Origin of the sequence: Erythrobacter sp. (genome assembly GCF_036351135.1) — a bacterium.
Taxonomy (GTDB): Bacteria; Pseudomonadota; Alphaproteobacteria; order Sphingomonadales; family Sphingomonadaceae; genus Erythrobacter.
Genome location: NZ_JAZBON010000015.1, coordinates 12,623 through 27,783 on the forward strand (window position 1 = coordinate 12,623; position 15,161 = coordinate 27,783).

The window sequence follows — 15,161 nt, forward strand, 5'->3', positions numbered from 1 at the left end:
TTTTCGCGCCCCATGCGCGTCACCGCAGCAGGAAACCGCGTTCCTCCAGAAATTCGAGAGTTGCGCGAATGAAGCCTGTATCCGGCCCCTCGAACAGCAGGATATCACGGCCATCGGTAAGCGTCCCCTTGCGTTCGTCGAAGTTGTAGCCGTGGCCACTTTCTTCGAGAACGACGATCTCGACGTTCGAACCGGCACCGCGAAGTACAGCGACATTCTCCTCGACCGGGACGATTGGGTCCTTGCCACCGAAGACGGCGAGATAGGGCAATTCGCCCATCTGGTCGAAGAACGGCGCAGGATCGTAGGCGAACCGGCGCAGCCACAGCTTGCTCATATCGGTGCGGGTGCGCGGAATGTCGTCGGCGCCGAAGCCGCGATCGAGCCATCCCTCTCGCTGAGCGGAAATCCTGATTGCATCGAGCTTTGCGAATGCCTCGTCATCGGTGAGCGCTGGATCGACGATGATGCGCGATACCTCGGCCAGGATGGCTTGCCGCTCCGCCGACAGCCCGATTGATGCACCGTAGGTTGCGGCAGAACTGATCTGTTGCTGGATGATCGAGGTCAAAGGCCCAATCCAGGTCACGAGAAATGCCGGGTCGGCGGCACTCTCATTCTCACTCAGCCTTTCGGTCGCCGCCTGGATCGTCCATGCCCCCGCCGATTCTCCCATGAAGCCGACCCTGCGCCGATCGACCCTACTATTGGCTGCGAGGTGACCGTGTGCCGCCATCGCGTCGTCGGTCAGCTGTTCGAAAGTGAACGTTTCGCAATCGCCTTGCGAGCTTCCCGAGCCGCGCTTGTCGTATGTCAGGACCGCGATGCCATAGCGCGCAAGAAAACGGGCCTTGCCGTTGACGCGCGTAGCGCATCCGCGTCCGCGCACGATGACGATCCCGGCGACCTGCTCCCCGAATTGCGGCATGGTAAGGCTGCCAGCGATCCGGGTGCCGTCGGCGGAAACGAAGCTGGTCTCCGTCATTGTTATGAGCGGTTCGGGAGGCCGGGGAGCGCGTTTCAGATGCAATGTGCGACCATCGCTTCCTACGCTGCCGATCAACTGTTCGAAGCGCGGTTCCAGTGCCAACACCGCGTCGCCTGCGAGAAAGTCTTCGATGATCAGCCCGTTCGCGGTTTTCCTGACAATCTCGAAATTCGACGGAGAATAGAAGTACCAGTCCGAAAAGCGTGTGTCGGCGCGCAACCCCTCCTCAGTGGCTTCGATGTCGATCTCGACAGGAAGAACCGACCCCTCCTTGACGATTGCACCGGTCCAATAACCGGTCGGGTCGAAATCCTCGGCTGTCTGCGCCCGGAGCGTGCCATCCGGGACCATGAGCGCCATTGGCAGAAGGATCGTCCAGATACGCATGTTTCTCTCCTCGCGGCCCCGTCTCGATCAGTTACGTCGTTCGGAACGGCCAGGACGAAACATTTGCAACCGGTTACAAACCGGCTGCCCGCAGCGCGCGGTCGATGTCCTTTTGCAGGTCTTCAATATCCTCAAGCCCGACATTGATCCGCAGCAGGCCTTCGGTGACGCCCATTTCGGCGCGGGCCTCTTCCCCCATATTGGCGTGGGTGGTGCTGGCGGGGTGGCACATCAGGCTGCGCGCGTCGCCGATATTGTTGGAGATGTCGATCAGTTCCAGCGCGTCGAGGATGGCAAAGGCGCGGGTGCGCGAGCCGACGTCGAAGGCGAAGATCGGGCCGGTCGCATCCATCTGCTTTTGCGCGAGCGCATATTGCGGATGGCAGGGCAGGCCCGGGTGGCGCATGTGGCCGCCCGCCGCGCGCACTCGCTCGGCCATGAACTCGCCTAGCGCCACCGCGCTACGGCTCTGGTGGTGGGCACGCAGGGGCAGGGTTTCCAAGCCTTTCATGACGACCCAGGCATTGAAGGCGGAAAGGGTCGGGCCGGTGTTGCGCTGGAACGGCATCAGCACCTCGGTAAGCCATTCCTCATCCGCGCAGATTGCGCCCGCCAGCACGCGGCCCTGCCCGTCCATCAGCTTGGTCGCGCTGTAGGCGACGACATCCGCGCCCCATTCCATCGGGCGCTGCAACACGGGCGAGGCGAAGGCGTTGTCGACCACTGTCGTGATCTTGCGATCGCGCGCGAGGCGACACACGAATTCCAGATCGACCACATCAAGCGTCGGATTGGCCGGGCTTTCGAAGAAGAACACCTTTGTCTCGGGCCGCACCGCCCTGTCCCAAGCATCGTTGTCGGCGCTGTCGATGGTGGTCGTCTCGATCCCGAATTTGGGCAGCAGATTGTCGGTCAGCCAGCGGCATGAGCCGAAGGCGGCGCGCGCAGCGACGACGTGGTCGCCGGCGGAAAGCTGGCAAAGCAGGGCCGCGGTCATCGCCGCCATGCCACTGGCCTGCGCGCGGCAGCCCCCTGCCCCCTCCATCAGCGCGATGCGTTCTTCCAGCATGGCGACGGTCGGGTTCTGAAGGCGCGAATAGGTCATGCCTTCCGACTCGCCTGCAAACCGGTCCGCCACGGTCTGCGCATCGTCATAGGTGTAGCCCGAGGTGAGGAACAGCGCCTCGCTGGTCTCGCCATGTTCGCTACGCCAGGTGCCGCCGCGCACCGCGCGGGTTGCAGGGCGCCAGTTGCGCGTGGCCGCGCGGTCCATTCCGGTGGTTTTCTTCATCTCAGGGCCGCTCGCCTAATCCTCCGCCTCATCCTCGGCAAGTCCGCTCGCGTGTAGCCCGTCGAGAGCCGTGCGGGCATGGCCGACCGCGCCGAGCATCAGCGTGCCTTCCATAAGAGTCAGGAGGAAGCGCGCCCCGCCCGCCGGATCGGGATCGTCCTCGGGCATCTGCTGCTCCAGCCAGACGAGCTGCTTGGCGATCATCGCCTCGGCCGCTGCGCCATAGCCCGGAATGCCGCGCGCCGCCCCGGCAACGATCTCCCACCACAGCACCATGAAACGCTGCATCGAGGGCTGACGTGCCTGATCGAGAATGCGCGCCAGACATTGCTGCCTGGTGCGCGCGCGCTCATCCCCCAGCGCCATGTCCAGCGCGGTCGCATAGACATTGGCGATATATTCGAGCAGCTCGCGGATCAGCGTCTCCTTGTTGCCGAAGTGGTAGATGAGCATCCGGTCGCTGGTTCCCGCCGCCTTGGCCAGCGGACGCAGGCTCGCCCCGCCAAGCCCATGTTCGAGCACATGCGCCGCGAGCAGGGGAAGCAGGGTTTCGCGCGAGAGCTGGGGTTTGGTTGGCGGCATGGCTGTTCGGGTCCAAATGCGGGATTTGCTCTTGTAGCGGGTGCTACAAGGCTGTAACAGCGTCCGTAGCACTTGCTACATGAAGGAACCTTCCGATGGACGCTCTGCAAATCCTTTTCGGCCTCACCCTCCTCTTCTCGACAAGCGCCGGGGTCTACATCCTCGTCGCGAAGCCGACAAACGGCAATCCGGTGCTGGCGGCGGCGCTTGCCGGTCTGCTCGGCGGGTACACCGCGATCCAGGTGGCCGAAGAAGGGGTGATGATGTTCTTTACCAACCACACGCAAAACCTGACCGGCATTCAGGTGTGGTGGGATCTTGTGATGCTGGTCGCCATCGGCCTGTTCTTCATCGTGCCGCGCGCCCGGGCGCAGGGGATGAACCTCTGGGGCTGGGCGCTGCTCGTCCTGCCCACCGCCAGCATCGGATTGCTCGCCATGTGCGCACGGCTGTTCTGGCTGGAAAACCGGGCGAGCAGGGACTCTCGCGGGGCGGCGGCCACCTAATCGGTCTTGCCGTTCGAAAGGCGCAGCATTAAGCACCTGCGCCCGATGGCCGAGCTCCTATCCGCCTCCGATCGCCCCGAACCGGCCGCGGACGTAAAGGCACCGCGCACGGCGTCGCCAGGGCCGCGCCCGGCCACGACCCGTCCGAGCGATCCCTGGCTGTGGTGTCTTGCGCTCTCCGCGATCTTCGCCGGACTTGCCAGCATCCGCCTGACCGTGCCGTCCGCGCCTTATTTCGACGAGGTGCATTATCTCCCCGCCGCGCGCGATCTGCTCTCGGTCTTCACCGGTGGAGAGGGCGCTTATATCAATCAGGAGCACCCGCTGCTCGGCAAGACGCTGATGGCGCTGGGAATGCTGTTAGCGGGCGACAATCCGCTGGGCTGGCGGATCGCCTCTCTACTGGCCGGAACCCTTGCCGTGGGCGCCGCCATGCGCGCTTTGTGGCATGCGAGCTACGACCGCTTCGCCACGATCGCTTTCGGTATCCTTATCATCACCGGCTTCCACCTGTTCATTCATGCGCGCATCGCGATGCTCGACATCTTCGTCGCCGCTTTTCTCTCGCTCGCCGCTTGGCAATTCGCCGCCGCCTGCCGCGAACCGGAGACGGGGCGCTGGCGCCTCGCGCTGACCGGGGTGGCGATCGGGCTGTCGCTGGGCACGAAGTGGAGTGCGGTGCCGCTGGCCGCCTCGTTCGGCCTCATGTTCTTCGGCGCACGGCTGGCGGGCGGACGCCGCCGCCTATTGGTCAGCCGCCGCGGCATTCCGGTGCCGGGGATCAGCCTGCTCGATGCTCTGTTCCTGCTCGGCCTGCTGCCGCTGATCGTTTATCTCCTCACCTTCGCTCCCGGCTTCTGGCTCAGCGAACCCATGCGCCCCTCGCCCTTGCTCGAGCGCGGCCTGATCGGAATGCACGAGAATATCATCGCGCTGCAGGCGCAGGTGCTCGCGCCCCACGGCTATCAGAGCACCTGGCCGCAATGGGTCATGAACACGCGCGGCATCTGGTATCTCTACGAGCACGTCGACGGGGCACAGCGCGGGGTGCTGCTGATCGGCAATCCGCTCACCATGCTGCTGGGGCTGCCGGCGCTGGTCTATTGCCTCGTCACCGGGTTCAACCGTGCCGGCTATGCGAAGCTCGCGGCGGTGGGGGGCTATGCGCTCACGCTCGGCCTGTGGCTGATCGTGCCCAAGCCGGTGCAGTTCTATTATCACTACGTGCTGCCCAGCATCTTCCTGCTCGCCGCGCTCGCGCTTGCGCTGGCCGATATGCGCAAGGCGGGCGCGCCGCGCACCGCCTATGGCGTGCTGGCGGGAAGCGTGCTGGTCTTCGCGCTGTTCTTCAAGATCCTGACCGCGGCGCCGCTCGACGGGCCGATGAGCTTCCTCGACTGGACCTGGATCGAAGGCTGGCGCTAGGCGCTAGAACCGTCCCCACACGAAGCGGCTCGACAGCGCATAGTTCCAGACCGATCCGACGAGGATGCCAGCGAGCGCGGCAAGCGGCCAGAAAAGTCCCTCCCCTTCGAGCAGCGTCGCCACCGCGACATTGGCGAAACCGCCGACCGCGCAGGTCGCGCAAAAGCCGATCCAGCCAAGCGCCAGCGCGCCCGCACCCGTCAGCCGCCGGTCGGCATAGGTCAACCAGTTGTTCAGCCAGAAATTGAAACTCATCGCCACCAATACCGCGGTCAGCTGCGCCTTCCAGAAGGTTGCCGTCACGCCGGTGAGGAGCACGCCCAGCACGGCGTAATGGACGAGAACGCCGGCGGCGCCGACCGTGCCGAACAGCGCGAAGCGGGTCGGGATCACCCTGCCGAAGATACGCTCGTAAAGCCCGGCGAGGAAGTCGAACGCGACCGCGCGGTCGAGCTTGCTTGCCCCCTCGCGGCGGCGGGCGAAGTTCATCGGCAATTCCTTGATGCGCAGCGGCGGATCGGCGCTGGCGAGCAGGTCGAGCAGGATCTTGAACCCGATGCCCGAAAGGCGCGGGGCGAGCGCGCGGGCGGTGTCGGCGCGCAGCATGAAATAGCCGCTCATGGGATCGCTCAATTCGGCGCCGGTGAGCCGCCGGGCGATGGCGTTGGCGAAGCCCGACAATCGCTCGCGCTCGGGCGCGGCCCAGTCGGCAGTGCTGGCGCCGGGGGCGAAGCGACTGGCGACGCAGATATCGGCCTCGCCCGCTTGCAGCGCCGCCAGCATGGCGGGAAGGAGCGCGGGATCGTGCTGGTGGTCGGCATCCATCAGCGCGACGAAGCTGGCCGAGGTGGCGCAGAAGCCTTCGATGGCGGCGCTGGCAAGGCCGCGCCGCCCGATGCGCTGGATCACTCGCACGCGCCGGTCGCGCCGAGCCAGCGCGCGCGCTTCGTCCGCGGTGCCGTCGCCGCTGTCGTCGTCGACCACCAGCACCTCCCAGCCCTCCGGCCCAAGCGCGTCTGCAATGCGCTCGACCAGCGGCGCGATGTTGTCGCGCTCGTTGAGCGTCGGCAGAACGATGGCGAGGTCGAGAGTCATGATCCAGTGGTCATCCCCGCGAATGCGGGGACCCAGGGTGACCAGGTCGGTAAGTCGCAAGCCCTGGGCTCCCGCATTCGCGGGAATGACAAGGTGTGAAAGTGGCAGTCACAGCCGCTCCAGCACCGCATCGCCGATCGCCGCCGTACCGTGCGCGCCGCCCAGATCGCGGCCCAGCACCCCGTCCGCCAACGCCCCCGCAACCGCACGCTCGATCCGCTCCGCCTGTTCCTCGCGCCCGAAGGATTGGCGCAGCATCATCGCCGCCGAAAGAATCGTCGCCATCGGATTCGCCTCGCCCCGTCCGGCGATGTCGGGCGCGCTGCCGTGAATCGGCTCGTACAGGCCGAACGTGCCGTGCCGCGTCCGCCGTTCGCCAAGCGATGCGCTCGCCAATAGACCGATCGAGCCGACCGCGGCGCTGGCCAGATCGGACAGGATGTCGCCGAACAGATTGCCGGTAACGATCACGTCGAAACGCGACGGATCGCTCACCAGCTGCATCGCGGCATTGTCGACATACATGTGGTCGAGCGTGACGCCGCCCGCCGCTTCCGCCGCCTCGATCACCGTGTCCCGCCAGACCTGGCTCGTCTCCAGCACGTTGGCCTTGTCGACGCTGGTCACCCGCGCGGCCCCGCCCCCGGCGCGCGCCACGTCGAAGGCAAGCGCGGCGATGCGGTCCACCTCGGCCGCCGAATAGCTCATCATGTCCCAGCCCTCGCGAGAGCCGTCCGCCGCCTCGCGCACGCCCTTGTCGCCGAAATAGACATCGCCGGTCAGCTCGCGCACGATCATCAGGTCGATCCCCCGCGCGATTTCGGGCTTAAGTGGCGAGAGATGTTCGAGCCCCGCAAACACACGCGCGGGCCTCAAATTAGCGAACAGACCGAGCTCGCGGCGCAGGCCGAGAATCGCCTGTTCGGGCCGCAAATGCCGCTCAAGCCCATCGCAGGACGGATCGCCCACCGCCCCGAACAGGATGGCATCGCTCTCGCGCGCCATGGTCAGCGTTTCTTCCGGAATCGGATGGCCGTGGCGGCGATAGGCGATGGCGCCGACATCGCCCTCGAACAGGGTCAGGCCGGGCAAGTCCAGCGCTTCGAGCACGCGCACCGCCTCGCGGGTCACCTCGCCGCCGATCCCGTCGCCGGGAAACACCGCCAATTTCATCGCCGCTCTCCCCTCGCCCTTCGCGTTTCGCTTCACATGATCCGCGCCAGCCGCTCGCCCAGCGCCGTGCGCGCGGCCATAACATTGGCGGAGCGCTCGGCAAGCAGGTAGTCGCGGATCGGGCGATGGAGGCGGCGGAAGGCCTTGAATTGTGCCTCCGGCGGCGCCGCCAGATCGGGCCTCGTCCCGCCATAGCCGAGCACGCGCAGCAGCATCGCTTCGTAGCCGACCATGGCCGCGAGCCAACCGCGCGCGGAGGGCGCCGCACAGATCGCCTCGAGCAATGCGTCCAGACCCTCGTAGAGTTCGGGAAAGGGGCTGCGCTCGGGCAGGCTGGCGGTGGTGAGCGCGCAGGCCCACTGGATCGCGGCGGCGGGCAGCGGCTCGCTCATCCACGGTGCGCGGCTGGTCGTCAGCTCGATCCGCGCGAAGGGCAGTTGCGTGTCCGACTTGGCGCGAACCTCCGCATCCACAACATTGCCCGGTATCAGCACCGGCCGCAGCCGCCGCCCGCGTCCGCCCGCGACATAGGCGGCGACCAATCCGTCGCCGGGCGTCAAAAATTTCGCAATCGCCGCGGTCTCGCCATGCGGACGGCTCGCGAGCAGGATGGCGGTTGTGTGGAGATTCACCTGCGCGCAGCGAAAGCTCAGCCGCCCTCGCTCAGCCCCAGTTGCTCTTCGATAAATTCGGCCTGCTTGCGGAAATAGAATAGCTGGTTCGAGAGCTTGCGCCAGCCATGGCCTTCGTCGGGGATGCGGATGAAGGGCGCTTCGACGCCGTTCTCGCGCAGGGTCTTTACCATCACTTCGGTCTCATAGATGTCGATGCGCGGGTCCATTACGCCGTGCGAATAAAGCACGGGGACCGTGATCTGGTCGGCTTTGCGGATCGGCGAATTGACGCGGTAGAATTCGCGCCAGCGATCTTCGGTGATGTCGCCATATTCGATCCGGTCCGAGGCCTTGAGCGCGGGCGAGGCGACTTCGAGACCGGTGATCCAATCGGCGATCCCGAACAGCGAGACGCCGGCGGCGAATTCGCCCGGATATTCGGCGAGCACCGCGTTCACCGCATAGCCGCCATAGGAACCGCCTGCGACCGCCGCGCGGTCTCCGTCGATCAGACCATCTGCGGCGAGCGCGTTCTTGAGGTCCACAAGATCGGCGATAGATTCCAACCGGTTCTCACGGTCGTCGAGCGTCGAATAGGTGCGACCAAGCCCGGTCGATCCACGCACATTGGGCTCGAACACCGCGACCCCGCGCGCGACGTGATATTGCGCGACCGGATCGAAACTGGCCTGCGACTGCCCGGACGGCCCGCCATGTACCGAGAACAGCACGGGCGGCGCGTCCTCGCCCGTCCCGGCGCCTTCGGGCAGGTAGAGGAGGCCTTGCAATTCGACGCCGTCGCGCGCTTCGTAGCGGACGACTTGCGGGCGCACGAGCCGCTCGGGATCGAGGCCGGCAAGATTGGCCGCGAAGACCTTTTCGGCGGTGCCCTGGACGGGATCGGTCATCCAGAGCTCGCCCGGCGTTTGCCAGCCGTTCACGCCTACGAGCAACTGCCCATCCGCTTCGCAATCGAGCTGATAGGTGCCTTCGGGCAGACCGGGCATGGGAATCGCGCGTTTCTCGACCGTATGCCAGCCGTTCAGTAGGTCGAAGCCGTCATCGTTCTCGGTCCAGTAAAGATAGGACCCGCCGTCGCCCGGACCGCAAAGCTCCAAGTTCTCGACATCGCGGGTGGAATCGAAGACGCGCTCGAAGCTGCGGCTTTCCAGGTCGTAGAAGTGAAGCGTTGCGTATTCGCGGCCGAGGTTGGTCGAGAAATAAAAGCCGCTCGAATTGGGCATCCATTCGAACCCGCCGAGCGTGTGACTGGCGCGGTCCTCGACGGGCGGCTTCGAGATGGTGGTCATCTCCTTGGTCGCGAGGTCGAGCAGGTAAAGGTTGTCCGCATCCTCGCCCACGCTTTCGGTGATGAGCGCATATTTGCCGTCGGGCGAGATCGAATTGGCGTAGAGGCCGAGCTCGCTCTCGACGATCAGCTCGGTTTCACCGTCCAGCGTGCCGCGATAGATGTCGTAGACGCCTGCTCCGCGCGCGGTGGAGGCGTAGATGAAGCTGCCATCCTCGGCGAAGCCGCCGAACCGCCGGAAATCGCCGCGCGCGGCGGGCAGGACTTCGCTCTCGCTCATGCCGTCGGGTGTTAGCGCGAAATAGCCGGGCTGTTCGTTGCCGTCGCGGTCAGCGGAGTAGAACAGGCTCGACCCGTCGGGCGTCCAAACCGGCGCGAATACGCCCGTTTTGAAGGTGATTTGCTGCGGCACGCCCCCGCCGGCGGGCATCACCCAAAGCTCGGACTGACCCGTCACGTCCCAGGCAAAGGCGATCGTCTCGCCATCGGGTGAAAGGTTCGCCGCGCTCGGCCCGCTTGCAAGCAGGTAGCGCGCGATGTCGGCGGGATATTCGCCAGCGCGTCCGATCGTGATCGCTGATCCATCGGGCTCCATCGCCTCGATCGACATGTCCGCGCCCTTCGCCCCGCCGAACGTTTCTTCGGCCTCCTGAGCATGGGATACTGACGAAACCGCGAGGAGCGACGTCGCGATGGCGGTAAGGGGCAGGCGTTTCATGGACGACTTCCTTCGATGAGGACACTATCGCGGTCGAGCCTAGAGATTTGCCCGCGCCTTGCAATGCCGAGCCGCCCCGGCTTCGGAACCCGTCACTCGGCATTTCCGTTGATCGCGCAACCTCCAATAGGAAAGCCCCCATGCCCCGCTATTACCTGTACGCCGCCTCGCTCGATCATTCAATGGATGCGCAAGAGCGTTCTATCTGCTTTCTGGGCACGAGCGAGGACGTCGCCGCGGATGCCGACGACGGGGATGGCGTTGTCATCTACACACCCACCACCGAATATAAGAGGGGCGAGAGCGTGCAGAAATTCACCGCGATCGGTCGCATTACCGGAGACGATATCGTCAGCGACCCGATCGATAGCGGTCGCCTCTATGCACGCTGTGTGGATTATCGGGTGAGCGCCCGCGACGCCGATGTGAGGCCGCTTCTCGAAAAGCTCGAATTTGTCGGCGATGCGGACAATTGGGGCGTCTACTTCCGCAATCCGAAGCGCGAAATCCCGGAAGCCGACTGGTGCCGGATCGCCGAGGCTATGGGCCTCAGCCCGCGCGCCTGCTGACTGGAAGGCCTACTTCGCGGCGAGCTTCGCTTCGAGCTCGGCGACTTTCTTCTCCAGAGCGTCGGCCTGCTCGCGTGCCTTTCGCGCCATCGCCTTGACCGTGTCGAATTCCTCGCGGCTGACGAAATCCATGCCGCCCAGTGCCTCGCGCATGCGTTCGCGCGCGCTCTCACGGGCCTCTCGGGTCATGCCGGCCATGGTTCCGGCGGCGCTGTTGGCGAGCTTGACGAAATCGGCGATGATCGGGTTCTGGCTTTGCATAAAGCCGCATGTGGTGCGCGAGGCCGGGATTGTCCAGCGTGAATACGGCTGTGAAACAGCCGCAAGGGCGACCGCCCGCCCGCAGCGGGTCCGTACCCCGGACTTGTTCCGGGGGGAGGACATTGAGCGAGGACGCTTGCCCGGATGGGCGAGCGCACAAAAACGTACTTTAGAGCTCGATCCGCTCCACCGCCCCGCTGCCCGCATCGCGCGCGCCCCCATCGGGATTTTCGGCGATGAACTGGTAATTGAGCGCGGTCGCGAAGATCGCCCAGGCGAGATAGGGCAGCAGCAGCAGCCCGGCGAGCCGGCGGATCTTCCAGAACAGAGCGATCACGCCGAGCAGGCTCACCACCACGAAAATCAGCACCCACAGGCCAAGCTGCATGTCCTGCATTCCGAAGAACACGGGCGTCCAGGCGAGATTGCCGAGAAAATGCAGCGCGAAGGCAGCGATGGCGAGCCCACGCTCATGCGCGCCCCAGGCGCTGATGACGAGGGCGAGCGAGATGCCGATCATTACATAGAGCACGCTCCACACGATGCCGAAGGCGGCGGGCGGGGGATAGATGGCGGGCTTTTCCAGGCTTTGGAACCAGGCGGTCTGCGGGCCGCCCAACTGGCCGGCGAGAAAGCCCAGCAGCACGATCAGAGGCACGCAGAACAGCGCCCAGCGGATGAAGCTCGCGCGCAATTGCTGTTTCGATGCCAGGAAGTTCATCGCCTCGTCCTGCCCGCTATGGGGTCTCACCATGCAAGGTTTCGCGCGCTGCGAGCCGGGGCCCAAAGCGCGCGCGGGCCGGCGATACACGCGGCCGTGGGCAAGCGCAAACCGGGGTTAGCCGCGCGTCTGTAGACAAATGTCGGAAAGGGGGCGACGAGTTAGTGCCGCTCGGCCGAGATCAAAAACTCGACGTTTCCCTGCGGGCCGGTGATCGGGCTTTCGACGATGCCGTCGACGTTCCAGCCTTCCCCTTCGAGCCATTCCCGCATGCCGGCGCAGACCCGCTCGTGCAGCGTCGGGTCGCGCACCACACCGCCCTTGCCGACTTCGCCGCGCGCGACCTCGAATTGCGGCTTAATTAGCGCGACCAGTCGGCATTGCCGCGCCGCCAGCTCCAAGGGCCGCTCAAGCACCTTCGCAAGGCCGATGAAGCTCGCATCGCACACTACCCAGCTCACTTCGCGGTCGATTTGATCGCGGGTCAGCACCCGAGCGCTGGTCTGTTCGAGAACGGTTACGCGGGCGTCCTGCCGGAGCTTCCAGGCCAGCTGGTTGGTGCCGCTGTCGACGGCGAAGACATGGGCAGCGCCCCTCGCCAGCAGCACGTCGGTGAAGCCGCCGGTCGAAGAGCCGATATCCATCGCCACCGCGCCCGCCGGATCGAGCCCGAAATGATCGAGCGCATGGACGAGCTTTAGCCCGCCGCGGCTGACCCAGGGATGGTCGCGGCCGCGCACTTCAAGCGGCGCATCGCCCGCGATTTGCTGCCCTGGCTTTGCCACTTTACTCTCGCCCGAAAAGACCAGTCCGGCCATGATCAGCGCCTGTGCGCGCGTGCGGCTTTCCGCCAGGCCGCGTTCGACGAGCAGCTGGTCCACACGGGACTTTCTGGGAGCGGGCGCTTTCGCCATGGACGAGCGGCGCATTAGCGCGCATTGGGGCGCCATGAAAGCGATCTACTTCCACGCCGCCGGCGCGCTTGCGCTGACCTTCCCGATCGCCGCATGCGTCCCGCGGGCCGAGGCGCCCGCGCCTCCGCCGCCTCCGGTCGCAGCGCCATTGCCGCCGCCGGCGCCCCTGCCCCCGCCAGTGCGGCAGGAGCCGGTCTATGAAAATTATCTCGACGCCCCGCAAACGCCGGGCAACTGGAGTTATTCGGCGGTCGATGGCGGGACGATCGCCCGCTTCGGCGAGCCTGGTGCATCGGTTTTCGCGATCGGTTGCATGCAAAACTCACGTCGCGTGGTCCTGATCCGTGAAGCCATCCCCGACGCGCGCGATGCGTTGATGGCGATCAGAACGGAAACGGCCGAGCGCCGCTTTGAAGCCCGGCCTGGTGACGAGGGTGGGGCGGTCAGCACTGCGCTGGGGGCAAACGACCCGCTGCTCGACGCGATGGCGGTTACCAAGGGTCGGTTCGCAGTCGGCGTGGAGGGCGAGCCAACGCTCTATTTGCCCGCCTGGGTCGAGGTGACGCGAGTGATCGAGGACTGCCGCTGAGGCGCTGCACCACCCCGATTCGATTGGTTAATATTCACAGTTTTCCCACAAGTTGCCCACAGCCTGCTCACAGCAAGTTCACAAGGCCGATCATGGCGCCGACGGGAAGCGCCGATCGCTCGCGGAAAAGCCCGGATTACCGGATGTCGGGGGCGATTTCCCATTCTGACGTGGGAAAAGTTCAATTCAAGTCTTGTCTTGAGGCCCCAGGAAACTCAAATATGCGCACGAGGCCAGCGGCGAACGCGGCTCTCGGCCCCCGGTGATACGGCAGGGTCTTGGCTTACAAGCGCGAAAGGAGGTGATCCGATGTCTCATGGTTCAGTAGAGAGGTCGGCAAGTTTCCGCGCGGAGCATATTCGGTAAGCACACCCGAGTAAGGCTTCGTGAGCGGCGCTTACCGCCGCTGACCATGAAAGGGCGTTTCCAGCCCCCGCGCCACGCGGGCCTGGAAGCGCCCTTTTCATTTTGGGGGTATAGTTTTGCGTTCGCCCATCCGGGCGAGCGTCCTCGCTAGACGTCCTTCGCTGCGCTGTGGACCCACTGCGGGCGGGCGGTCGCCCTTGCGACTGCTGCGCAGCCGATTTGAAGAGACTTTCGCTCATCCTGAGCAGAGACTGAGTAGCCGCGCCAGCGGCGTATCGAAGGCTCGTCTCGAAGGATGCGCGTCGACCTCCGGGTCCTTCGAGACGCGCTCAGCCTTCGGCTTCGACTGCTCCTCAGGATGAGCGGGGTTTCAGGGGTTTCGAAATGAACGCGAAAGGGTGTCGCAGACGTGCCTGTATCGGGTCGTACCACCCGCTCAACCCAAGGGAAGAGAACAGCATTAGGTGCGACCCGGATAGATAAAACAAACAAACCTCCTGCGCACCACGGCCACAAATCTTGCCCTCCCGTGCGCTCGCGATTATCCGCACCCCCATGCAATTCGAGACCATTCCTCACCCCTCACCGACTCCCGATGCGGCCCGCGAGGAAGCAATTGCCGATCCAGGGTTCGGGAAGGTGTTCACCGATCACATGGTGACGATCGAATACGACGAGGATCGCCACGAGGACGGCCAGAGCGGCTGGCATAATGCAAGGATCGGCCCGCGCCAGCCGATAGCACTCGATCCGGCGGCGAGCGTCTTGCATTATGCGCAGGAAATTTTCGAAGGCATGAAGGCCTACGCGCATGAGGATGGCGGGCTTGCCCTGTTCCGGCCGGAACAAAATGCCCGCCGCTTCAATGCTAGCGCGCGGCGCATGGCGATGCCCGAAATCCCCGAAGAGCTGTTTCTCGAAGCGGTGACGCTGGCCGTGCGCACGGATGCCGACTGGATGCCGCCAGTCGAGGGCGGATCGCTCTATATCCGGCCTTTCATGTTCGCCTCCGAAGCGTTTCTCGGCGTGCGTCCGGCCCGTCGCTACACCTTCGTCGTCATCCTGGTTTCCAGCGGCAATTACTTCAAGAAGGGCGTCAATCCGGTGCGCATCTGGGTGTCGCAGGATTACGTGCGCGCGGCCCCCGGCGGCACGGGCGCGGCCAAGACCGGCGGCAATTACGCCGCCAGCCTAGTCCCACAGGCCGAGGCGATCCGCAACAATTGCGACCAGGTCGTCTTCCTCGATGCGATCGAGAAGCAATGGGTCGAGGAACTGGGCGGCATGAACCTGTTCTTCGTGCGCGCCGATGGCAGCGTCATCACCCCGCCGCTGACCGGTACGATCCTGCCCGGCATCACCCGCGACAGCCTGATCGCGATGCTGCGCGAGGAGGGTCTGGAGGTGCGCGAAGAGCCCTATTCGATCACCCAGTGGCGCGAGGAGGCGGAAAGCGGCGAACTCCTTGAAACGCTTGCTTGCGGCACCGCGGCGGTGGTCACTCCGATCGGCAGCGTCGCCTCGGCGAGCGGCGAGTTCACCATCGGCACCGGCGGGATAGGCCAGATGGCGCAGAAAATGCGCGAAAAGCTGATCGATATCCAGCACGGGCGGATCGCGGACAGGCATGGCTGGGTGACGCGGGTCTAGGCG

At 65.2% G+C, this 15,161-nt stretch carries 15 protein-coding genes; 5 read left to right on the top strand and 10 right to left on the bottom strand.

Features of this window, described 5'->3' with window-relative positions:
* Positions 1-19: 19 nt before the first annotated feature.
* The 3 genes from V2I30_RS04450 to V2I30_RS04460 form a co-directional block, all read right to left on the bottom strand.
* Complete coding sequence (locus tag V2I30_RS04450) at positions 20-1,375, bottom strand: alpha/beta hydrolase family protein (RefSeq protein WP_330660875.1); 1,356 nt, start codon at positions 1,373-1,375, stop codon at positions 20-22.
* A gap of 73 nt (positions 1,376-1,448) precedes the next feature.
* Positions 1,449-2,666 carry a trans-sulfuration enzyme family protein gene (locus tag V2I30_RS04455; RefSeq protein ID WP_330660876.1) on the bottom strand — a complete coding sequence of 406 codons (1,218 nt, stop codon included), beginning with the start codon at positions 2,664-2,666 and terminating at the stop codon, positions 1,449-1,451.
* A gap of 15 nt (positions 2,667-2,681) precedes the next feature.
* On the bottom strand, positions 2,682-3,248 hold the full coding sequence (locus V2I30_RS04460; RefSeq protein WP_330660877.1) for a TetR/AcrR family transcriptional regulator: 567 nt from the start codon (positions 3,246-3,248) through the stop codon (positions 2,682-2,684).
* Between the two features lie 95 nt (positions 3,249-3,343).
* Here V2I30_RS04460 and V2I30_RS04465 point away from each other — a divergent pair, with 95 nt between their 5' ends.
* Positions 3,344-3,754 (top strand): hypothetical protein, encoded by a 411-nt coding sequence (locus V2I30_RS04465; RefSeq protein WP_330660878.1) that lies wholly within the window; start codon positions 3,344-3,346, stop codon positions 3,752-3,754.
* Between the two features lie 45 nt (positions 3,755-3,799).
* Positions 3,800-5,179: a phospholipid carrier-dependent glycosyltransferase gene (locus V2I30_RS04470; protein WP_330660879.1), complete on the top strand. Its 1,380-nt coding sequence runs from the start codon at positions 3,800-3,802 to the stop codon at positions 5,177-5,179.
* A 3-nt stretch (positions 5,180-5,182) separates the two neighbouring features.
* Here the strand turns inward: V2I30_RS04470 and V2I30_RS04475 are convergent, their stop codons facing one another.
* The 4 genes from V2I30_RS04475 to V2I30_RS04490 all read right to left on the bottom strand — a co-directional run bounded on the left by V2I30_RS04475 (position 5,183) and on the right by V2I30_RS04490 (position 10,088).
* Positions 5,183-6,274, bottom strand: coding sequence for a glycosyltransferase family 2 protein (locus V2I30_RS04475; protein ID WP_330660922.1), 1,092 nt, complete (start codon positions 6,272-6,274; stop codon positions 5,183-5,185).
* Between the two features lie 108 nt (positions 6,275-6,382).
* Positions 6,383-7,447, bottom strand: a complete 1,065-nt coding sequence (leuB, locus tag V2I30_RS04480; RefSeq protein WP_330660880.1) for a 3-isopropylmalate dehydrogenase — start codon at positions 7,445-7,447, stop codon at positions 6,383-6,385.
* Positions 7,448-7,479: 32 nt separating this feature from the next.
* Positions 7,480-8,079 carry a DNA repair protein RecO gene (gene recO, locus V2I30_RS04485; protein ID WP_330660881.1) on the bottom strand — a complete coding sequence of 200 codons (600 nt, stop codon included), beginning with the start codon at positions 8,077-8,079 and terminating at the stop codon, positions 7,480-7,482.
* A 17-nt stretch (positions 8,080-8,096) separates the two neighbouring features.
* Positions 8,097-10,088, bottom strand: coding sequence for a S9 family peptidase (locus V2I30_RS04490; protein WP_330660882.1), 1,992 nt, complete (start codon positions 10,086-10,088; stop codon positions 8,097-8,099).
* Positions 10,089-10,228: 140 nt separating this feature from the next.
* On the opposite strand from V2I30_RS04490, the gene V2I30_RS04495 reads away from it, so the two are divergent.
* A complete protein-coding gene (locus tag V2I30_RS04495) occupies positions 10,229-10,657 on the top strand; it encodes a hypothetical protein (protein ID WP_330660883.1) in 429 nt (142 codons plus the stop codon).
* A 9-nt stretch (positions 10,658-10,666) separates the two neighbouring features.
* Here the strand turns inward: V2I30_RS04495 and V2I30_RS04500 are convergent, their stop codons facing one another.
* From V2I30_RS04500 to V2I30_RS04510, 3 genes are all read right to left on the bottom strand, one after another.
* Positions 10,667-10,918 (bottom strand): accessory factor UbiK family protein, encoded by a 252-nt coding sequence (locus V2I30_RS04500; RefSeq protein WP_330660884.1) that lies wholly within the window; start codon positions 10,916-10,918, stop codon positions 10,667-10,669.
* A gap of 169 nt (positions 10,919-11,087) precedes the next feature.
* Complete coding sequence (locus tag V2I30_RS04505) at positions 11,088-11,672, bottom strand: TspO/MBR family protein (protein WP_330660885.1); 585 nt, start codon at positions 11,670-11,672, stop codon at positions 11,088-11,090.
* Between the two features lie 128 nt (positions 11,673-11,800).
* Positions 11,801-12,553: a TlyA family RNA methyltransferase gene (locus V2I30_RS04510; RefSeq protein WP_330660886.1), complete on the bottom strand. Its 753-nt coding sequence runs from the start codon at positions 12,551-12,553 to the stop codon at positions 11,801-11,803.
* 34 nt (positions 12,554-12,587) lie between these two features.
* Here V2I30_RS04510 and V2I30_RS04515 point away from each other — a divergent pair, with 34 nt between their 5' ends.
* Together V2I30_RS04515 and V2I30_RS04520 are read left to right on the top strand one after the other, a co-directional pair.
* Positions 12,588-13,142, top strand: a complete 555-nt coding sequence (locus V2I30_RS04515; RefSeq protein WP_330660887.1) for a hypothetical protein — start codon at positions 12,588-12,590, stop codon at positions 13,140-13,142.
* Between the two features lie 921 nt (positions 13,143-14,063).
* Entirely contained in the window at positions 14,064-15,158 is a 1,095-nt protein-coding gene (locus V2I30_RS04520) for a branched-chain amino acid aminotransferase (RefSeq protein ID WP_330660888.1), read from the top strand.
* Positions 15,159-15,161: the final 3 nt, after the last annotated feature.